We start from the raw sequence: 20461 nt of genomic DNA, 5'->3' as shown, positions 1-20461 counted from the left end.
AGCGGGATAGGGCCGCGATAGGCAACGAATTACGGAATTGTCAGCACTTGCCCGGGGTGGATGAGGTCCGGGTTCGCAATGCCGCTGGCGTCGGCGATCACCTGGTACTTGCTGCCGTCACCGTAGAAGCGCTCCGAGATGGCCCACAAGGTGTCCCCGGACTCCACCGTGTAGGTCTGCGCGGCAGGCTCGGGGGCCGGCTCCGGCGGGGCTTCGGCGGCGGGCTCGGCAACTGCGTTTTCCGCCGGTTCCTTTGAGCCCCACCAGCCGGATTCACCCGAGCCCGAACCGGACTTCTCGGCCTCGGCGACGGGCTCGGGCGGCGGCGGCCCGTCGGTCTCGGTCTTAGTCGACCAGGCCGGTCCGTCGGCGGCGTACAGCACCAGGTTGCGGTCGTCCTGAAGCACCAGCCTGACCTTCTTCTTGCCTTTGGTGTCGCTGTGCCACACCGGCTTGTCCGCGGTGTAGAGAACGAAATTGCCGTCGCCCTGCACTTCGGCGCGCACCACATCCTGACCGCTGGTCGAGGTGGACCACAGCGGGTTGCCCCGGGATGCGAGCACCAAGTTGCCGTCATCCTGCAGGGTCAAGGAGTACGCGCCGTTGTTGGAGACCAGCGACTCTCCGCGTACTAGCTTCTGTCCTTCAGTGAGCGTGTCTGACATAACTTCCCTCTCGTTCTCACTTGTTTCCCAATGAATCTCAGGTCCAATCGGAGTCGACCGTCATGTCTGGTACCCCTGAACGCAAGCCTACTAATCCGATATGGGCTGGACAGATTTCCGCTCAGCGCAATCTTGTTGTCGCGCTGGCTATTTCTTGCCGCCGAGCAGACCGCCGAGGATGTCGCCGAGCCCGCCGCCTTTGCTGCCCAGCACGCTGCCGAGGATGCCGCCCAGCGATTTGTCGTTGCCGCCGCCCAGGATGCTGCCCAGGATGTCGCCGAGCCCGCCGCCGGAATTCTTCTGCTGGGGCGCACTTTCCTGCCCGCCGAGTTGTTTGCCGATGTACGCCAACACAATTGGCAACACGATGGGCAGCAACTGCTTGAGCAGATCGCTGTTGCCGGCACCGCCGCTGGACAATGCGGAAGCCACTTCGTCGGTGCCCTTGCCGCCGAATAACGTTGCGACGGCGTGGTGCCCGTCGCTCTCGTCGACCTGGTCTATGCCGCCGCCTGCATCGAGTAGGCCGCGCTCGGCGTGACCACTTGCAGCGGACTCGATCTTGCTGGCGTGCTCGGGATCTTGCGAATTGTGGTGCAACCCGCTGAGCAACACCGGCACCAGGGCATGGACCGCTTTGTCGACTTCGCCTTGATCCGCACCCAACTTGGACGCGATTTCCGATGTGGGAATCTGCTGGTAGAGGTCATCAAGCCCGGCCATCGTTATCCACCTTCGTCGCTGGTACCCATGCGCGAGTCATCTCCGACACTAGACTCACCCGATCTGGATCGACACCCCTTGCCGCGAAGCGATTTCAACTGGCTCCGTCAACTTAACTTCTCGGTTCGCAGTGATATACCCGCGCTTGGGAATCGCGCCATCAATGCGTCACCCATCGCCGCCGCCGGTGTCAGCACGCCATGAAGATCGGTCAGCTTGTCACGGTCTTTGGCCAACGCAAGGCCGCACTCCCCCAGGATTACCGAGGTCGCCTTATAGCCGGGGTCGCCCCGTTGCTCCATGCGCGCAACATAGCGAGCACCGGATGTCGTTGTGGTGTACGTCTCGATCTTGTAGTAGCCGCGGTCGCGAGCCTTCGCACTGGGCCCGTAACCCGACTTGGGCAGGACAAATTCCACCAACTTCGGCGGGAGCAGCCGGAAGTAGCGGCTGCCCAATCCGAACGACGCGTTGCTGAACCCGGTGACGACGGCCGACGCGATCGGCCCGAACGGCGGCTTGCCGAGGTTCACGTTTTCGCCGTAGCGGAACGCCTGGCCGTAGGGCCAGTCCAGAAGTGCGTTGCTGCGCCGCACGATGCGGGTGTTGTACGGCGCCATCACGAATCCCGCCGTCCACAGACCGCTCAGTTCCGGCGCAAGTTGGCGGCCGCGGCGCAACGGTAGGTCGGGCTGCGGTCCGACTTCGGGTTCCGCACCGCGGTCGGTGGTCAGGGTGTAGGGGTCTTGGAGCTGACGACGCAGCTCCGGGTCGCTGGACGCGCTGCGGAAGATCTCCGTCATGGACGCGATCGTGCCGCCGGAGAAACCGCCCCGGAAGGAGCGCACCACCAGGTTGGTGTCGGTCAGCTCGCCTGCGTCATCGTTCTGCGCTGCCCGGTACAGCGCGTAGACGGTCAGATCTGACGGCACCGAGTCGAAGCCGCAGGCGTGCACGATGCGGGCACCGGTGTCGACGGCTTGCTTGTGATACACGTCGATGCTTTCGCGCACGAAGTTCGCCTCGCCGGTCAGGTCGGCGTAGTCGGTGCCCGCGGCGGCACACGCGGCGACCAGCGGCAGTCCGTAACGGGTGTAAGGCCCGACCGTGGTGATGACGACCCGGGTGCGGGCGGCCATTTCCTCGAGAGTCGACTGCGAGGTGGCATCGGCGGGTACCAGTGCCCACGACTGCGCGGACGCCGGGAGCGCCTTGCGCACCGCTTCCAGTCGTTCGATGGACCTGCCGGCCAGCGCGATCCTGGCGTCACCGCCGGCCCTGGCCAGATAGTCGGCGGTCAGCTTTCCGACGAAGCCGGTAGCCCCATACAGAACAATGTCGAATTCGCGTGGCGTTTCGGTCACTCGCCCGACGCTACCCTTGGCGCCGACTCGACCCGGGCGAGCCCCGAAACGACCCTGGACACGAAAAAGCGCCGGGCTGTGCAGCCCGGCGCTTTTTCGTGCGCGTTAGCGCAATCAGTCCTTGTGTCAGCCGCGTCGGCCGCACACCGGCCACGCGCCGATGCCCTGGCTGTGCAGCACGTTCTCGGCCACCCGGATCTGCTCTTCACGGCTTGCGCCCGCTGCCGAACCCGCACCGCCGTTGGCGTGCCAGGTACCGGAGGTGAACTGCAGACCACCCTGGTATCCGTTACCGGTGCTGATTGCCCAGTTACCACCGGACTCGCACTGCGCAATCGCGTCCCAGTTCACGCTGTACGCCTTCACCGGGGCGGGCGGCGGCACCTCGTCAGCGAGGAGGCCGTCCGGGGCCGGCAGGTTGGGGTCGAAGCCCGCGTTCTCCGCAGGCGGCGGCGCGTCGACAGGCGGCGCATCCGGGGCCGGCAGGTTGGGGTCGAAGCCCGCGTTTTCCACCGCCGGCGGCGCGTCGACAGGCGGCGCATCCGGGGCCGGCAGGTTCGGGTCAAAGCCCTGAGTCGTGTTCGGGTCGATACCGTCGGCTTCCGCGTGAGCGATGCCGGCGTTCGGCAGAGTCACGAGCGTCCCTGTGATCGCGGCGACGATGAGCGTCTTACGGACGTTCTTCAAAAGTGTTCCTTTCGCTGCGCGCGCGCCGAAGCGACCCACCGGGGTGGGTTGGGTTGGTGCTTGTGCGTCCAAAAAAGCTGGATGCTGCTTCAGTTCGTGCCGTCACGTTTCGGCACTACAGCGGAGGGCTCGAACTGCCCGGCGCGGCTACAGCCAACGCCTGCGGGGCGGCGCCCTCAATTCGAGTGCCGTCTCCCGCTCCGCTCACACGCGGTTCCGTGGATTCAGTTTTTGCTATCTATTTTCCTCGCTACCCGTTTTCGGGCTAAGACGACCGTACGATAACGATTCGGATTCGTCATCCCGGGGCATACATATATATCGGTTCAATAACGAGTCGATCACAGCGCTGTGCGGCAATGATACTTGCAGGTCAGCCCACCATTTCAGATGAACCTAAGGCCGTCGTGACTTCGCTGATTTCGTGAGCCGAATCACCCCCATTTTGTGAGCTGGCCCACCGAGTTTGCTGATCGACGCGCGATCAATTGCGCCGACACACCGAACAAAAGCCGTGACGTGGCCCATAGGTGCTCATCGGCCCTTTCGCGGTACACCAGGGGTGAGCAACCTACCGTGTCGCGATTCGGTTCATCGAATGATCAGAGTCACAACAATTTTCGAAGTGAACCACACCCGTAGCAGTGGCCACATCCGCGCGAGACAGCATTTCGAGCTAAGACTGAATAACGTTTGCTACCAACATTTTTCACTGACCCGACGCAAAGACGAGGTGGAGACGGACTCGGCCGGCCAGGTGATCGTCAAGAGATGCGCACCGAGACGCTCATCCGAGACGCTAGGACTTTGCTGGTGGACCCAGCGCCACTGCACGTCGCCGCGATGGCCACGTCCCCGGAAGCCCAAACCCGTTGCGCCGCAAGACAACACATGCCGGGAGTCAATCACCGGTTCACATCTATTTTGGATACGCGCAAAATGCAGAAATAAATGTGACCAATCACGCACAAATAGAAATGAGAAATGAATTCCGAATACAACGAAACCTTCAGCTGACGCCGGGGAGCGACTTATCAGCGTCCCGGGCGAACTGGCGTGCGCGAAGCCGCGCCCAGATCGGTCACCGTATTGACATTGGCCAACGCCGCAGAATCGGTCAGCACAATCTGCTGCGAATCCGAGGCGTCGATCAAGTCACTCATTCTGCGCTTGCCGGACGCCACCAGTGCGTCGATCCGATCGGCGAGATCCGTCCGGTACACCGCTGCCAGGTAGTGGCTGCGACCGTCCCACGGCATGACCACTTCGGCGTCGGTCTCGACGGCGAGACGAGCCAGCTCGTCGATCAAATCGATTGTCAGCGAAGGCATATCGACCGCGGACACAAACGCGTAGCGCACACCGGCCTCGGCTGCCGCCCGCAATCCACGGCCGGTCGCCGGCAGCGGACCGAGGCCTCGCAGTTCGTCGCGCAGGATGGAAGCCTGCAACGAAGGAAGCGGCTGTCCCTGGGCCGCCAGGACGTACACCGGCGAGCAACGTTGTGAGACCACGGCGACGACATGCTCGACCAGAGTGGTGGACCCACCGGGAACGGGCAGCGTAGCCTTGTCACGGCCCATCCGCCGCGACTCGCCGCCGGCAAGCACGACCCCGGCCAATGAAGTTTTGTCAGGCACCTACGCCGCCTCTCAGTCCACGGTCCAGGTGTCGCGCCCACGAAGCAGCGACTGCAGCGCAGCTTCGTCCGACGCGGTCACATTCTGAGCGGCCTCGACCTGCGAGCGAGCCGCGTCGTCGTAGGTAGGCCGGCTGATGTCACGGAAAATCCCCATCACCATGTGATCGAGGTTCTGCTCAGAGAGCCGCGACAAGGCGAAGGCGTACGCCGAGTCGTCGGAATGCGCGTCGTGCACCACGATCTCGTCGGCGGACACGTCAACGGTCTTGGCCACCTCGAGGCTGAAGCCCGACCTCACCACGCAGAACTCCCCGTTGGCGCCGAAGACGATCGGCTCTCCGTGGCTTACCTTGATCAACCGCTCCTCGGCGCCCTCTTTGCGCAGCACGTCGAACGATCCGTCGTTGAAGATGGGGCAGTCTTGCATGATCTCGACCAGCGCGGCCCCGCGATGCTGGGCCGCCGCGCGCAGCACCGTCGAAAGGCCGGCCCGATCGGAGTCCAACGCACGTCCGACGAAGGTCGCCTCGGCACCCAGGGCCAACGACACCGGGTTGAACGGGTGGTCCAACGAACCCATCGGTGTCGACTTGGTGACCTTGCCCACCTCGGAGGTCGGCGAGTACTGGCCCTTGGTAAGCCCGTAGATGCGGTTGTTGAACAACAAAATGGTGATGTTGACGTTGCGCCGCAGGGCGTGGATCAGATGGTTGCCGCCGATCGACAACGCGTCGCCGTCACCGGTCACCACCCAGACCGAGAGGTCCTCGCGGGCCAGCGCAAGGCCCGTCGCGATGGCCGGCGCACGGCCGTGAATCGAGTGGAACCCGTACGTCTCCAGGTAGTACGGGAAACGGCTGCTGCACCCGATGCCGCTGATGAAGACGATGTTCTCGCGGCGCAGGCCGAGTTCGGGCAAGAAGTTACGGATGGTGTTGAGGATGACGTAGTCCCCGCAACCAGGGCACCAGCGCACCTCCTGGTCGCTGGTGAAGTCCTTGCCCTTCTGTGGCTGATCCGCGGTGGGTACACCGTGGTTCTTGCCTGGTCTCGCTGTCACACCAAGGTCAGTGCCAATCACGCTAGTCATCCGCGCCTCTTCCCGTCATCGTCCCGCTTTGAACTGCTGCCTGGCCGCAAGCGCGACGAACCCGGCCGCAGCGAACCCTCGTCGTTGGCAGCGGATGATCGCAAGCCCCGCGACCCCTGGCGTAGCGAATCGCCACCGTCGGTAGCGGACGGTCGCAGGCGCGGCGCTACCGGGCGCGGCGATTCGTCACCCTCGTCAGAGGTCATTTGTCCACTCCTGCACCCACGGTCGCCGCACCCATTCTGGCGACCATTGCTTTGTCTTGTTCGATTTCGGCCAAGGTCCCGCCCAGGGCGGCACGGATGATGCGCCCCACTTCGTCGGCGAGGAACGCGAGGCCATGCACCTTGCTGACCGACTGCACATCGACCAGGTATTTCGCCCGCAGCAACATCGCCAGCTGTCCGAGGTTCATCTCCGGGCACACCACCTGCGGGTACCGACGCAATACGTCACCGAGGTTGGCCGGAAACGGGTTGAGGTTACGGAGGTGGGCATGGGCGACCTTGATGCCCTTGCCGCGCGCGCGCCGACAGGCTTCCCCGATCGGTCCGTAGGAACTACCCCAACCGATCAGCAAGAGTTCGGCGTCGTTGGTCGGATCGTCGACTTCCAGATTCGGCACGCTGATGCCGTCGATCTTGGCTTGGCGGATTCGGACCATCAGGTCGTGGTTGACCGGCTCGTAGGAGATGTCTCCGGAGCCGTTGGCCGCTTCCAGTCCGCCGATGCGGTGTTCGAGTCCCGGTGTTCCGGGCACCGCGAACTGGCGGGCCAGGGTCTCCGGATGCCGGGCATACGGCTGGAACGGCTCGTCCGGCTTGGCGAAGATGTGCTTGATCGGCTTCAGCGACGTGACATCCGGAATGCGCCACGGCTCAGAGCCGTTGGCGATCGCGCCGTCTGACAGCACGATCACCGGAGTGTGGTACGACACCGCGATCCGCACCGCCTCGATGGCGGTCTCGAAGCAGTCCGAGGGAGATCGGGGTGCCACCACCGCCACCGGCGACTCGCCGTTGCGGCCGAACAACGCCTGAAGCAGGTCGGCCTGCTCGGTCTTGGTCGGCAGGCCTGTCGACGGCCCGCCGCGCTGGACGTCGATGACCAACAGCGGCAGCTCGGTCATCACGGCCAGTCCGAGCGCCTCGGACTTCAGCGAGATTCCCGGGCCGGAGGTGCTGGTGACACCCAGTGCGCCGCCGTACGAGGCGCCGATGGCAGCGCAGATGCCACTGATTTCGTCTTCGGCCTGGAAGGTGATCACATTGAAGTTCTTGTGCTTGGACAGCTCGTGCAGGATGTCCGATGCCGGGGTGATCGGGTAGCTGCCGAGTACCACCTGCTTGTCGGCCAGCTGGCCGGCCGCGACGAAGCCGTACGACAGCGCGGTGTTGCCGGAGATCTGGCGGTACTCGCCGACCGGCAGCGACGCCTTGGTCACCTCGTAGGTGGTGCCGAACGCTTCGGTGGTCTCGCCGTAGTTCCAGCCCGCCTTCAGCGCAAGCACATTGGCCTCGGCCACGTCGGGCTTGCGCAGGAACTTCTCCCGAATGAAGTTCTCGCTGGTCTGGATCGGACGGCCGTACATCCAGGACAACAGGCCCAGCGCGAACATGTTCTTGGCCCGCTGGCCGTCCTTTTTGGTCGCCCCGATCGACTCCACCGCCCCGAGGGTCAAGGTGGTCATCGCGACCGATTGCACGACGTATTCTTCGAGCTCGTCGGTGTCCAACGGGTTGGTGACGTAGCCGACCTTCGTCAGGTTGCGCTTGGTGAACTCGTCTGAGTTCACAATCACCATGCCGCCGCGCGGCAGGTCGCCGATGTTGGCTTTCAACGCTGCCGGGTTCATCGCGACCAGGACGTCCGGCCGGTCTCCGGCGGTCAGAATGTCGTAGTCGGCGATCTGAATCTGGAAAGACGAGACGCCGGGCAGTGTGCCTGCCGGCGCGCGGATCTCGGCGGGATAGTTCGGCTGGGTCGCGAGGTCATTGCCGAACAGCGCGGCATCCGAGGTGAATCGGTCGCCCGTCAGCTGCATGCCATCGCCGGAGTCACCCGCGAAACGAATTACGACATTCTCCAGGCGTTGTCGAGTTGATCCGGTGGAAGCCCCATTCTGGGACTCCGCCCCGGCCTCGCTGCCGTTCGGATCCACGTCGCCGCCTTCCATCTGTTGCGGACAGGCACTCCGATGCACACTCAGGTTACGCGTCGTCGGAGTGACTTCCTCCTCGTCCTCACCTTTATGTCACTGGCAGTACCAATTATGGCACTTCTTTAAGGAATACACCGGGACCGCAAGCGGGTCGAGTGCATCTACCCAGTGGCTAAAAGGGGACGTCAGAGGCCATTTCAGGCGATACGACTGGACAAACTGTGGTTTTGGTCACGTCTGCGCGGGGCAGACGACGTCGTGGTTAGTCCGGCACCCAGCGCTCTGCTAGAACACGTTCTAATCTGGCGTTTTGTCGCCAGCTTCAGGTGGCCCGGGGCCGCCTGCTCAGCTACGGGAAGCTAGCTGTTTAGGCGCTCTTGTCGCGGCGCTCGGAGCGGGACGGCTTGCGCGGCACGATCGTCGGCAGCACGTTGTCCTGCACCGTTTCCTTGGTCACAACCACCTTGGCGACGTCGTCGCGGCTCGGGATGTCGTACATCACCGGCAGCAGGACTTCCTCCATGATCGCGCGCAGACCGCGAGCGCCGGTACCCCGGTGGATCGCCTGGTCCGCGATGGCCTCAAGCGCCTCTTCGGTGAACTCCAGCTCAACATTGTCCATCTCGAACAGCCGGGTGTACTGCTTGACCAGCGCGTTCTTCGGCTCGGACAGGATCTTGACCAGCGACTCTTTGTCCAGGTTGGTGACCGAGGCGACCACCGGGAGACGGCCGATGAACTCGGGGATCAGACCGAACTTGATCAGATCCTCGGGCATTACTTCGGAGAAGTGGTCGGTGGTGTCGATCTCGGTCTTGGAGCGCACCTCGGCGCCGAAGCCCAAGCCACGCTTACCGACGCGCTCGTAGACGATCTTCTCCAGCCCGGCGAACGCACCCGCAACGATGAACAGCACGTTGGTGGTGTCGATCTGGATGAACTCCTGATGCGGGTGCTTGCGGCCACCCTGCGGTGGGACGGACGCCTGGGTGCCCTCCAGGATTTTCAGCAGGGCCTGCTGCACGCCCTCGCCGGAGACGTCACGCGTGATGGACGGGTTCTCGCTCTTGCGGGCGATCTTGTCCACCTCGTCGATGTAGATGATGCCGGTCTCGGCGCGCTTGACGTCGTAGTCGGCGGCCTGGATCAGTTTGAGGAGGATGTTCTCGACGTCCTCGCCGACGTAGCCGGCCTCGGTCAGCGCGGTGGCATCGGCAATGGCGAACGGCACGTTGAGCATCTTGGCCAGCGTCTGGGCCAGGTAAGTCTTGCCACACCCGGTAGGCCCGAGCATGAGGATGTTGGACTTGGTCAGCTCGACCGGCTCGTAGCGGGAGTCGCGACCCTTCTCGCCGGCCTGGATCCGCTTGTAGTGGTTGTAGACCGCGACGGCCAGCGTGCGCTTGGCGGTGTCCTGCCCGATGACATAACCCTCCAGGAAGTCCCGGATCTCGATGGGCTTGGGCAGTTCGTCGAGCTTCACATCGTCGGCGTCGGCGAGTTCCTCTTCGATGATCTCGTTGCACAGATCGATGCATTCATCGCAGATGTAGACACCCGGACCAGCAATGAGTTTCTTAACTTGCTTTTGGCTCTTTCCGCAGAACGAGCACTTCAGCAGGTCGCCGCCGTCTCCGATGCGCGCCATGATGCTTCAGGGCCTACTTCCTGTTTCGCCGTCGTCTTGCTTTGATTTACTAGCTTGCCGCGTGTATCCCACGACGCTACCTGTTTGTTCCGGCCCGCCGCGACCGTTAGCACCGAATAGCGTGCTTGATATTCCTTCGCATTCCTGCCGCTTCGTCTGAATGCAACATATCCCTCGACGGTGTCTGACACTGGTCGAGACGCGCTATGCGTTTTCTGGCGTGTCGCGGTCGTTATCCGACCGACGTTGGCCAGTCACCAATGACGGCTGGTCCCCCAGCAAATAACCCTACAGTGACCTGGCGCGATCTGTTGGCGGATCATTACTCATCAGCGACGGCGTGCTTCTTGACGCGCCACATGAGATCACCGCGATTCATGCCAGCCACTATCGCGCCGGTGCCGAGATCGCCACCACAGCCAGCAAACTGGTGGCCTTAAGCCAGCGAGCCTGACCGCAGTGCGGTCAGGCTCGCGTGGCGTTGGCGGTCAGGAGCTCTGCGCGGAGAGCTTCCGGTATTCCAGCACCGTGTCGATGATGCCGTAGTCCTTGGCGCCTTCGGCGGTCAGAATCTTGTCGCGGTCGGTGTCCTTGCGGACCTGTGCTGCGTCCCGGCCGGTGTGGCGGGCCAGCGTGGTCTCCATCAGGGTGCGCATCCGCTCGATCTCGGCGGCCTGGATCTCCAGGTCGGAGAACTGCCCCTGGATCACGCCGGACAGCGACGGCTGGTGGATCAGGATACGAGCGTTCGGCAGCGCCATCCGCTTGCCCGGCGTTCCGGCAGCGAGCAGCACCGCGGCGGCCGAGGCCGCCTGACCCAGGCACACCGTCTGAATGTCGGCCCGGACGTACTGCATGGTGTCGTAGATGGCCATCAGCGAGGTGAACCCACCACCGGGCGAGTTGATGTACATGGTGATGTCACGGTCGGGATCCAACGACTCGAGCACCAACAACTGCGCCATGATGTCGTTCGCCGACGCGTCGTCGACCTGGACACCGAGGAAGATGATGCGCTCCTCGAACAGCTTGTTGTAAGGGTTGGACTCCTTGACACCGAAGCTGGAGTGCTCGATGAACGACGGAAGGATGTACCGCGCCTGGGGCTGGGTCTCAGGGTTCATCGGGCTTCTCCATTGGTGATGTGCGCGGCGCGGGTGATGATGTGGTCGACGAAGCCGTATTCCAGGGCTTCCGGAGCAGTGAACCACCGGTCACGGTCGGAATCCGCCTCGATGCGTTCGAGCGATTGTCCGGTGAATTCCGCGTTGAGCCGGAACATCTCTTTCTTGATGACGGCGAACTGCTCGGCCTGGATGGCGATGTCGGCCGCACTACCGGTGACGCCGCCGAGTGGCTGGTGCATCAGGATCCGAGCGTGCGGCAGCGCGTAGCGCTTGCCCTTGGTTCCGGCGGCCAATAGGAACTCGCCCATCGACGCGGCCATGCCCATCGCGTAGGTCGCGACATCGCAAGGCGCCAGCACCATGGTGTCGTAGATCGCCATTCCGGCGCTGATCGATCCACCCGGGGAGTTGATGTAGAGGTTGATGTCTTTGTCGCCGTCCTCTGCCGCGAGTAGCAGAATCTGCGCGCACAACCGGTTGGCGACTTCATCGTTCACCTCCGAACCCAGGAAGATGATGCGCTCGGAGAGCAAGCGCTCATAGACGGAGTCCGTGAGGTTGAGACCCACCGAGTTTCCACGCATGTCAGTCACGACTGGGTTACCTGCTTTCTCAATGTTGCTTGTTGCACCGACACTAACCAACCAGGCCTGCCCTTTGACTACCTGAGCGGGGCACGTTCGCTCACAGCGTCACGCGGTGGCGTCGCCGTTGTCGGAATCGTCCTTGTCGGCGTCGTCCTTCTTGGCCTTCTTCTTGGCTTTTTTCTTGGGCTTTGCTTCGGCTTCTACCTCGGCCTCGTCTTTGGCCTCCGCTTTGGCCTCGTCTCCGGCTTGGACCGCGGCTGCGGCTTCGGTTTCGACCGCGGCTTCGGCGACAACATCGTCGGACTCGTCGGCGCCGCCGGCGTCCTCACCGTGGTCGTGATCGTGATCGTGATCGTGGTCGTGATCGTGGTCGTGGTCGGCCTGGCGGCTGCCGAAGAACTCACTGGTGTCGATCGCGTTGCCATCCTTGTCGGTGACCGTCGCCTTCTCGATCACCGCGGCGACAGCCAATCCGCGCCGCACGTCGGCGAACATCGCCGCCAACTGGTTGTTCTCCTGCAGGTACGCGAACAACTGTTGCGGCTCGATGCCGTACTGCCGTGACGTCAGCACCAGGCGTTCGGTCAGGTCTTCCTGTCCGACCTGGACGTCGAGTTCGTCGGCGATCGCGTCCAGGAGCAACTGACGCTTGACGTTGTTCTCGGCGGCGATGCGCGCTTCTGCGTCGAACTCCGCGCGCGAGGTGCCTTGCTGTTCGAGCACCTCGGCGAACTTGGCCTGGTCACCCTTGAGGCTGCTCAGCGCGGCTTGCAGGGTCTCGTCCATCTGCGACCGCACGATCGCGTCCGGCACCGGCACCTCGACCTGTTCCAGCAGTGCGTCCAGGGCGGAGTTGCGGATCTGCTCGGCCTGCTGCGCCCGCTTGGTGGAGCGCACCTGGTCGTTGAGGCTGGCACGCAGCTCGTCGATGGTGTCGAACTCGCTGGCGAGCTGGGCGAACTCGTCGTCCGGCTCGGGCAGTTCGCGTTCCTTGATCGACTTGACCGTGACGGTGACCTCAGCGTCCTGCCCGGCGTGGTCGCCGGTTGCCAGCTTGGCGGTGAAAGTGCGGGCTTCATCGGCGGCCAGGCCGACGAGTGCGTCATCGAGGCCCGCGATCAGCCGGCCCGAGCCGACCTCGTGGGACAGGCCCTCGGCCGCGGCGTTCGGCACGTCCTCACCGTCGACCGTCGCTGAAAGGTCGATCGAGACGAAGTCGCCGGTCTGCACGGGGCGGTCCACCCCGGTCAGGGTTCCGAACCGGGCCCGCAATGAGTCCAGTTCGGCTTCGACCTCTTCGTCGTTCACCTCGACCGGATCGACCGACACGGTCAGCGCGTCGAGGTCGGGGATCTCCAGATTGGGCCGAACGTCGACCTCTGCGAAGAACTGCAGTTCCTCGCCGTAGTCCTTCTTGGTCACCTGGATGTTGGGGCGACCGATCGGTTGCACCTCGGTCTCCGTCAGCGCCTGGCCGTAGCGGCTGGGGACGGCTTCCTCGATGACCTGCTCGAGCAGTGCCTCGCGTCCGAAGCGCGCCTCCAGCAGCCTGGCTGGAGCCTTTCCGGGCCGGAAACCGGGCAGTCGAACCGTCTTGGCCAGCTCCTTGTATGCCTTCTGGAAGTCGGGCTCGAGCTCGGTAAACGGCACCTCCACGTTGATGCGAACCCGCGTCGGGCTCAACTGCTTGACGGTGCTCTTCACGGCTTGCTCCTTGGTGTGTCGTTTCTGCGTATGGCGATGCGTCTTGCGCGCTGGTCGGGGTGACAGGATTTGAACCTGCGGCCTTCCGCTCCCAAAGCGGATGCGCTACCAAGCTGCGCTACACCCCGCGCTGACCTCGCGATCCTACGGCCCTGCGCCGCCAGCCACGCAAAGACCTCCTGAGACCCACTGGGTCCTGGGGAAGGGCATGGCAAAGCTCACAGAGCGATCACGCGACTGCGTCGATTAGATTTGATCTCCGCCACCACGTACAGTCTGGCTCGACGAATACATGCGGGCGTAGCTCAATGGTAGAGCCCTAGTCTTCCAAACTAGCTACGCGGGTTCGATTCCCGTCGCCCGCTCTGCGCTAACATTTGCTCGACAGAAAGGCGCGATGAGCGACGTCAAAAGCGTCATTCACGGTGTGTGCGCGTCGGACTACGTCGGAGTGCGCGACGCGTTCGAGCGTAACTTCGAGCTGCGCGGCGAGGTCGGCGCGGCTGTCGCGGTTTGGGTCGACGGCAATCTGGTTGTCAATCTGTGGGGTGGCACCGCGGATGGCGCCGGCACGCGGCCCTGGCAAGAGGACACCCTGACCACGGTGCTGTCCGGCACCAAAGGTCTTACATCCACCTGCGTCCATCAGCTCGCCGACCGCGGTGAGCTCGACCTGCACGCCCCGGTGGCCCGCTACTGGCCCGAGTTCGGCCAAGCAGGCAAGGAAGACATCACGCTGGCCATGGTGATGAGTCACCGATCCGGCGTGATCGGGCCGCGCCGCCGGGTGACCACCGAACAACTCTGCGACTGGGACTACGTCTGCGCGCAGTTGGCCGTCGCCGAACCCTGGTGGAAGCCCGGCACCGCGCAGGGCTACCACATGACTACGTACGGCTTCATTCTCGGCGAGGTGTTCAAGCGCGTCACGGGCCGCACCATCGGCCAGTATCTGCGGACCGAGATTGCCGAACCGATCGGCGCCGAGGTGCACATCGGCTTGTCCGAGGCTCAGCAGCTTCGCTGCGCCGACCGGGTGAACAAGCCGACCGGGCGTCAGCTGCTCGCCGAGCTGAAGGCCCCCAGCGACCCGACGCGTCTGGACGAGCACCCCAAGGCCGGCATGTCGATCTCCATGGGCTTCCTTGGCGACGACGACCTCGACACCGAAAACCTGAACTTGTGGCGTCGGCTCGAATTTCCCGGCACCAACGCTCAGGTGTCGGCTTTGGGCATGGCGACGTTCTACAACGCGCTCGCCCAGGAGAAGCTGCTCAGCCGCGAACACATGGACCTCGTCAGGGTGTGCCAGGGCGGCCTCGACACCGACCTGGTGTTGGGTCCGCGGGTCGCCGACCACGGGTGGGGCCTGGGTTACATGCTGAACCAGCGCTGCATCAACGGGCCCAACCCGAAGATGTTCGGCCATGGCGGATTGGGCGGTTCTTTCGCCTTCGTCGACTTGGAGAATCGGATCGGGTACGGGTACGTGTCGAACCTGTTCGACGCCAGCAAGGCCAATGCCGACCCGCGCAGCGTCGAGCTGAGCAACGAGGTGTACCGGGTCCTCGGAGTCATCCAGGACTGACGGGTTGCTGCGCTCAGCGCACCGACAAGCGCTGTTAGCCGACATCGGACTCTTAGTACGGATTCGATGCCGCCGGCACAGACTCGGCTCCGTTAGCTCGCGCCCTGCCGACTTGGCGTCAGCAGGGCGCGATTCTCAGTGAAACTGCTTGCCGCAGCGGGACTTAACGCGGGCCACCGGGGCCTCCCGGCCCCCCAGGACCGCCAGGCCCATATCCGGGTCCACCGGGGCCTCCGCCGGGTCCACCCGGTCCCCCAGGACCACCTGGTCCTCCTGGTCCCCCTGGTCCCCCCGGTCCAGGGCCGTAATCGCCCGGATGAGGATTGGGTCCGTTTCCACGCCAATTGTCATGGCAAGAGTTCCCGTCCCAGTTGTCCCCCCAGAGCGGGTCCCAAAAATCTCCCGGGCACCACTGCGGCAGCGGCCCGGGCTGAGCCTGCGCCTCCGACGCAGCACCCACCCCCGCCAGTCCGACGCCGGCAGCGATCGCGAAAGTCGTTGCAGCTAAACGTATAAAGGTCTTCACGAGGTATGTCTACCCGGCGAACCTGAAGTGAAACTGTAGACGCGAGCGTATCTTGCTGCCAGTTTCCTGGACATCAGACCTGACAGGTCGGGCACCAGAACAGATTGCGGCCCTCGAGCACAGCCGTGAGGATGGTGTCTCCACACACGCGGCATGGTTCGCCGGCGCGCCGGTACACGTACGTGCGGGGCCTCCCCTGCGCGTACGACGGTGCGCCGTTGTCGTGCTCAGGACGGACCACTACGATCTTCCCGCGCCGCAAGCCGACTTTCATCAACGCCAACAAATCCGTCCACGCGGCACTGAACTCGGCCTCGGAGATCTTCTGCCCGATGCGGTGCGGATTGATTCCGTGCCGGAACAACAACTCGTTGCGGTAGACGTTGCCCACGCCCGCGATCACCGTCTGGTCCATCAGTAGCGCGCCGATAGTCCTGCGCGACTTACTGATTCGCGCCCACGGCCACGCCGGATCGGCGTCGGCGCGCAATGGATCTGGTCCCAGCCTGGCAACCACGTCGTCGACCTGGCTGACATCCAGCAGCTCGCACACCGTCGGCCCGCGCAGATCAGTGCCGTATTCGGCGCCGACCAGGCGCATCCGCACCTGTCCGACCACGTCCGGCAACACGGCGGGATCGGGCCGTTCCCACTCGGTAAAGGTGCCGTAGAGCCCCAGATGCACGTGTATGACGGGACCGCCGACGTAGTAGTGAAAAAGATGCTTTCCCCAGGCGCTGGCGCGTTTCAGCACCCGTCCGTTCACCGCGTCAGCATCGACGAACTTGCCCTGCGGGCTCGATACCAACAACGGCGCACCGGCGAATCGGCGGTGGTGCAGCCGAGCCAGTCGGTGCAGCGTGTGCCCCTCAGGCACAGGGCCTCAGGCCCCTCAGTTCGAAGCGCCGGGCACCGGCGGCGCTTCGTGAGTCCGTTCGTATTCCGACAGAATGTCGATACGACGTTGGTGGCGTTCAGCTTTCGACCACGGCGTGGCCAGGAAGGCGTCGACGATCGCCAATGCCTCCTCGACGGAGTGCATACGTCCGCCGATCCCGATCAACTGCGCGTTGTTGTGCTGACGGGCCAGTGATGCGGTTTCCACGCTCCACGCCAGCGCGCAGCGCGCGAAAGGCACCTTGTTGGCCGCGATCTGCTCCCCGTTCCCGGAACCACCCAGGACGATGCCCAGGCTGTCCGGATCGGCGACCGTGCGACTGGCCGCTTCGATGCAGAACGCCGGGTAGTCGTCCTCGGCGTCGTAGCTGAACGCACCGCAGTCGATCGGCTCGTGACCGGTCGTCTTCAGGTGTTCGATGATGTGCTGCTTGAGTTCGAATCCGGCGTGGTCAGACCCCAGGTAGACGCGCATGGGAGCACATTGTGCCCCACGACTTCTCACCCGCGGCACTCAACCGGCGCCACTACCCCTCGAGAGTGAACGACGCGACACAAATCCGGCGCGCCGCGTCGTCGAATTCACACTCGCGCGGCGTATCAGTCGAACTGGGGCGGCTCGGTGCGAGTCCTCTTGAGCTCGAAGAAGTGCGGGTAGGACGCGAACGTCACCGATGCATCCCAGAGCTTGCCGGCCTCTTCGCCGCGCGGGATCTTGGAGATCACCGGGCCGAAGAACGCCACTCCGTTGACGTGAATGGTGGGTGTGCCGACGTCGGGTCCCACCGCGTCCATACCGGCGTGGTGGCTCTTGCGCAGCGCCTCGTCATGAGCGTCGGTGGTAGCGGCCTCGGCCAATTCGGCAGGCAGGCCCGCGTCGGCCAAGGCCAGCTTGATGACCTCGTCGAGGTCCTTGTTGCCTTCGTTGTGGATCCGGGTGCCCATCGCGGTGTAAAGCGGCTCCAACACCTTGGCGCCGTGAGCCTGCTCGGCGGCGATCGCCACCCGCACCGGCCCCCAAGCCCTCGCCATCATTTCCCGGTACTGCTCCGGCAGACCTTCACGATTCTCGTTGAGCACCGCCAGGCTCATCACATGCCACTGCACCTCGATGTCGCGGACCTTCTCCACCTCGAGAATCCAGCGTGAGGTGATCCAGCACCAGGGACACAGCGGGTCGAACCAGAATCCTGCGACAGACTTCTCCGACATAGTGCGGTCCTCTCAGAAAGAGATCTGGGACAAAACTGCGGGGCGGCTGTGGTTTCTCCGGGCCGCTGTCTAGGACTAACCGTAGTCGCGGCAGGAGTGTTCCCGCCTCAGCCGATATGTTGGACGACGTGGCCCTTCCCAACCTCACCCGGGACCAGGCGGTCGAACGCGCCGCTCTGCTCACCGTGCACAGCTACCAAATCAACCTCGATGTCACCGACGGTTCGGGCGCTCCGGGCACCCGCACCTTCCGCTCCACCACCACGGTGGTGTTCGACGCGCTCGCCGGTGCCGACACCGTCATCGACCTCGCGGCGGCTACCGTGCACCGCGCCAGCCTCAACGGTCAGGACATCGACGTATCCGGCTACGACGAATCGACCGGCATTGCGTTGAGCGGACTGGCCGACCGCAACGTCGTCGTGGTCGATGCGGACTGCCTCTACTCCAACACCGGCGAGGGGCTGCACCGCTTTGTCGACCCGGTCGACGAGCAGACGTACCTGTACTCACAGTTCGAAACCGCCGACGCCAAGCGCATGTTCGCCTGCTTCGACCAACCGGACCTCAAGGCCACCTTCGACATTGCGGTGACCGCGCCCAAGCACTGGCAGGTGATCTCCAACGGAGCCACCGTCTCCGTCGACGAGGCCGAAGCCAGCAGCCTGCACACTTTCGCCACCACGCCGCGGATGAGCACCTACCTGGTGGCGCTGATCGCCGGTCCGTACGCGGTGTGGAACGACACGTACAGCGACGACCACGGCGACATCCCGCTGGGTATCTACTGCCGGGCATCGCTGGCTCCGCACATGGATTCCGAGCGGCTCTTCACCGAGACGAAGCAGGGATTCGGCTTCTACCACAAGAACTTTGGGCTACCGTACGCGTTCGGCAAGTACGACCAGTTGTTCGTTCCCGAATTCAACGCCGGCGCAATGGAAAACGCCGGTGCGGTGACCTTCCTGGAGGATTACGTCTTCCGTAGCAAGGTGACCCGGGCCTCCTACGAGCGGCGTGCCGAAACGGTGCTGCACGAGATGGCCCACATGTGGTTCGGCGACCTGGTCACCATGACTTGGTGGGATGACCTGTGGCTCAACGAATCCTTCGCCACATTCGCCTCGGTGCTGTGCCAGGCCGAGTCCACTGAATACACCGAGGCGTGGACGACCTTTGCGACAGTGGAGAAGTCGTGGGCCTATCGACAGGACCAGATGCCGTCCACGCACCCGATCGCCGCCGATATCCCCGACCTGCACGCGGTCGAGGTGAACTTCGACGGCATCACCTACGCCAAGGGCGCGTCGGTGCTCAAGCAACTCGTCGCCTACGTGGGGCTGGAACAATTCCTGGCCGGACTGCGGGATTACTTCCGTACCCACGCATTCGGTAATGCGACGTTCGACGACCTGCTGGCCGCGCTGGAAAAGGCTTCGGGTCGAGACCTGTCGGACTGGGGTCAGCAGTGGCTCAAGACCACCGGACTCAACGTGCTGAGCCCGGACTTCGATGTCGACGAAGACGGCAAATTCACCCGGTTCGCCGTGATCCAGGGCGGTGCCGCACCTGGCGCAGGCGAAACCAGGGTGCACCGGATTGCGGTCGGGATCTACGACGACAACGACTCCGGCAAACTGGCCCGGGTCCACCGGGAAGAACTCGACGTTGACGGGCCGAGCACCGAAGTTCCTGCGCTGGTTGGTGTTTCGCGCGGCAAGCTGATTCTGGTCAATGACGAAGACCTGACCTACTGCTCACTGCGACTCGACGAGGAATCGCTGCGGACGGCGCTGGAACGCATCGCCGACATCGCTGATTCGCTGCCGCGCACGCTGGTGTGGTCGGCCGCCTGGGAGATGACGCGCGAGGCCGAACTGCGTGCCCGCGACTTCGTGTCGTTGGTAATGGGCGGCATCCAAGCCGAAACCGAGGTCACGGTGTTGCAGCGACTGCTGCTGCAAGCGCAGACCGCGGTGGGCTCGTATGCCGACCCGGACTGGGCCCGCGAGCACGGCTGGCCGCAGTACGCCGACCGGTTGCTGGAGTTGGCACGCGACGCGGCACCCGGGTCGGACCACCAACTCGCGTACTTCAACTCACTGTGCAGCTCGGTCCTGTCGCCACGCCACGTGGAGACACTGGCCGCATTGCTGGACGGCGACCCCGAAGCGCAGGGGCTGGCCGGCCTGGACGTGGACACCGATCTGCGCTGGCGCATCGTGATCGCACTGGCGGCCGCCGGCGCGATCGACGCCGACGGAACGGATTCGCCGAAGATCGACGCCGAGGTGAAGAGCGACCCCACGGCGGCCGGCAAACGGCACGGCGCTCAGGCGTCCGCGGCGCGACCGCAGCTCAGCGTCAAGGAGGAAACGTTCACCGCGGTTGTCGAAGACGACACCCTGGCCAATGCGGTCGGGCGGGCAATGATCGCGGGTATCAACGCGCCTGGACAAGGTAAGTTGCTCGCGCCGTTCACCGCGCGCTACTTCGAGGTGATCCTGGGAGTCTGGGCGCGCCGTTCCAGCGAAGTGGCGCAGTCGGTAGTGATCGGCCTCTACCCCAGTTGGGACATTAGTGACGAGGCCATCGCGGCGGCCGACGCTTTCCTGGCCGGCCCCGAGATTCCGTCGGCATTGCGCCGACTCGTGCTGGAGGGCCAGGCGGGGGTCAAGCGGTCGCTACGGGCCCGAAAGTTCGACAAGCCGGAGTGATCGCAAGCGCTGCGTCAAGCAGCGCGCAGCGGGTCACGACCATCAAGCCGGAGTGATCGCAAGCGCTGCGTCAAGCAGCGCGCAGCGGGTCACGACCATCAAGCCGGAGTGATCGCAAGCGCT

Annotated in this window: 17 protein-coding genes, 2 tRNA genes and 1 pseudogene; 4 read left to right on the top strand and 16 right to left on the bottom strand. The window is 64.1% G+C overall.

Annotated features, from left to right (window positions below; genetic code table 11):
* Positions 1–29: 29 nt before the first annotated feature.
* From ACZY1I_RS15005 to clpX, 8 genes are all read right to left on the bottom strand, one after another.
* On the bottom strand, positions 30–665 hold the full coding sequence (locus tag ACZY1I_RS15005; protein ID WP_463755241.1) for a LysM peptidoglycan-binding domain-containing protein: 636 nt from the start codon (positions 663–665) through the stop codon (positions 30–32).
* A 147-nt stretch (positions 666–812) separates the two neighbouring features.
* Positions 813–1388 carry a DUF937 domain-containing protein gene (locus ACZY1I_RS15000; RefSeq protein ID WP_463755240.1) on the bottom strand — a complete coding sequence of 192 codons (576 nt, stop codon included), beginning with the start codon at positions 1386–1388 and terminating at the stop codon, positions 813–815.
* A 107-nt stretch (positions 1389–1495) separates the two neighbouring features.
* Positions 1496–2752: a saccharopine dehydrogenase family protein gene (locus ACZY1I_RS14995; protein ID WP_463755239.1), complete on the bottom strand. Its 1257-nt coding sequence runs from the start codon at positions 2750–2752 to the stop codon at positions 1496–1498.
* A 126-nt stretch (positions 2753–2878) separates the two neighbouring features.
* Positions 2879–3439: a transglycosylase family protein gene (locus tag ACZY1I_RS14990; protein WP_463755238.1), complete on the bottom strand. Its 561-nt coding sequence runs from the start codon at positions 3437–3439 to the stop codon at positions 2879–2881.
* Between the two features lie 1034 nt (positions 3440–4473).
* Positions 4474–5079: a molybdenum cofactor guanylyltransferase gene (mobA, locus tag ACZY1I_RS14985; RefSeq protein WP_463755237.1), complete on the bottom strand. Its 606-nt coding sequence runs from the start codon at positions 5077–5079 to the stop codon at positions 4474–4476.
* 12 nt (positions 5080–5091) lie between these two features.
* On the bottom strand, positions 5092–6171 hold the full coding sequence (locus tag ACZY1I_RS14980; RefSeq protein ID WP_463755236.1) for a 2-oxoacid:ferredoxin oxidoreductase subunit beta: 1080 nt from the start codon (positions 6169–6171) through the stop codon (positions 5092–5094).
* Between the two features lie 202 nt (positions 6172–6373).
* On the bottom strand, positions 6374–8332 hold the full coding sequence (locus ACZY1I_RS14975) for a 2-oxoacid:acceptor oxidoreductase subunit alpha (protein ID WP_463755235.1): 1959 nt from the start codon (positions 8330–8332) through the stop codon (positions 6374–6376).
* Between the two features lie 367 nt (positions 8333–8699).
* Positions 8700–9980 (bottom strand): ATP-dependent Clp protease ATP-binding subunit ClpX, encoded by a 1281-nt coding sequence (clpX, locus tag ACZY1I_RS14970; protein ID WP_463755234.1) that lies wholly within the window; start codon positions 9978–9980, stop codon positions 8700–8702.
* A 325-nt stretch (positions 9981–10305) separates the two neighbouring features.
* Between clpX and ACZY1I_RS14965 the strand changes: the two are divergent.
* A pseudogene (locus ACZY1I_RS14965) lies at positions 10306–10404 on the top strand (homocysteine S-methyltransferase); the annotation flags it as partial.
* A gap of 64 nt (positions 10405–10468) precedes the next feature.
* Here the strand turns inward: ACZY1I_RS14965 and clpP2 are convergent.
* The 4 genes from clpP2 to ACZY1I_RS14945 all read right to left on the bottom strand — a co-directional run bounded on the left by clpP2 (position 10469) and on the right by ACZY1I_RS14945 (position 13526).
* A complete protein-coding gene (gene clpP2 / locus ACZY1I_RS14960; protein ID WP_463755233.1) occupies positions 10469–11104 on the bottom strand; it encodes an ATP-dependent CLP protease proteolytic subunit ClpP2 in 636 nt (211 codons plus the stop codon).
* A complete protein-coding gene (locus tag ACZY1I_RS14955) occupies positions 11101–11691 on the bottom strand; it encodes an ATP-dependent Clp protease proteolytic subunit (protein ID WP_463755725.1) in 591 nt (196 codons plus the stop codon). Before ACZY1I_RS14955 ends, clpP2 begins: the two co-directional genes overlap by 4 nt.
* Before the next feature lie 108 nt (positions 11692–11799).
* Positions 11800–13398: a trigger factor gene (tig, locus tag ACZY1I_RS14950; RefSeq protein ID WP_463755232.1), complete on the bottom strand. Its 1599-nt coding sequence runs from the start codon at positions 13396–13398 to the stop codon at positions 11800–11802.
* A 51-nt stretch (positions 13399–13449) separates the two neighbouring features.
* Positions 13450–13526 (bottom strand) — tRNA-Pro (locus tag ACZY1I_RS14945).
* A 166-nt stretch (positions 13527–13692) separates the two neighbouring features.
* Between ACZY1I_RS14945 and ACZY1I_RS14940 the strand changes: the two genes are divergently transcribed.
* Both ACZY1I_RS14940 and ACZY1I_RS14935 read left to right on the top strand, forming a co-directional pair.
* Positions 13693–13763: transfer RNA gene (locus ACZY1I_RS14940), tRNA-Gly, on the top strand.
* Between the two features lie 32 nt (positions 13764–13795).
* Complete coding sequence (locus ACZY1I_RS14935) at positions 13796–14986, top strand: serine hydrolase domain-containing protein (RefSeq protein ID WP_463755231.1); 1191 nt, start codon at positions 13796–13798, stop codon at positions 14984–14986.
* A 163-nt stretch (positions 14987–15149) separates the two neighbouring features.
* On the opposite strand, the gene ACZY1I_RS14930 is transcribed toward ACZY1I_RS14935, so the two are convergent.
* The 4 genes from ACZY1I_RS14930 to ACZY1I_RS14915 all read right to left on the bottom strand — a co-directional run bounded on the left by ACZY1I_RS14930 (position 15150) and on the right by ACZY1I_RS14915 (position 17621).
* Positions 15150–15446, bottom strand: coding sequence for a hypothetical protein (locus ACZY1I_RS14930; RefSeq protein ID WP_463755724.1), 297 nt, complete (start codon positions 15444–15446; stop codon positions 15150–15152).
* A 139-nt stretch (positions 15447–15585) separates the two neighbouring features.
* Positions 15586–16389, bottom strand: coding sequence for an Fpg/Nei family DNA glycosylase (locus ACZY1I_RS14925; RefSeq protein WP_463755230.1), 804 nt, complete (start codon positions 16387–16389; stop codon positions 15586–15588).
* Positions 16390–16404: 15 nt separating this feature from the next.
* On the bottom strand, positions 16405–16884 hold the full coding sequence (locus tag ACZY1I_RS14920) for a ribose-5-phosphate isomerase (RefSeq protein WP_463755229.1): 480 nt from the start codon (positions 16882–16884) through the stop codon (positions 16405–16407).
* A gap of 125 nt (positions 16885–17009) precedes the next feature.
* Positions 17010–17621 (bottom strand): Rv2466c family mycothiol-dependent reductase, encoded by a 612-nt coding sequence (locus ACZY1I_RS14915; RefSeq protein ID WP_463755228.1) that lies wholly within the window; start codon positions 17619–17621, stop codon positions 17010–17012.
* 128 nt (positions 17622–17749) lie between these two features.
* Here ACZY1I_RS14915 and pepN point away from each other — a divergent pair, with 128 nt between their 5' ends.
* A complete protein-coding gene (gene pepN, locus ACZY1I_RS14910; RefSeq protein WP_463755227.1) occupies positions 17750–20338 on the top strand; it encodes an aminopeptidase N in 2589 nt (862 codons plus the stop codon).
* The last annotated feature ends 123 nt before the right edge of the window (positions 20339–20461 follow it).

It is taken from the genome of Mycobacterium sp. IDUB_37, from assembly GCF_055419245.1.
This window is presented reverse-complemented; position numbering and strand designations above follow the sequence as displayed.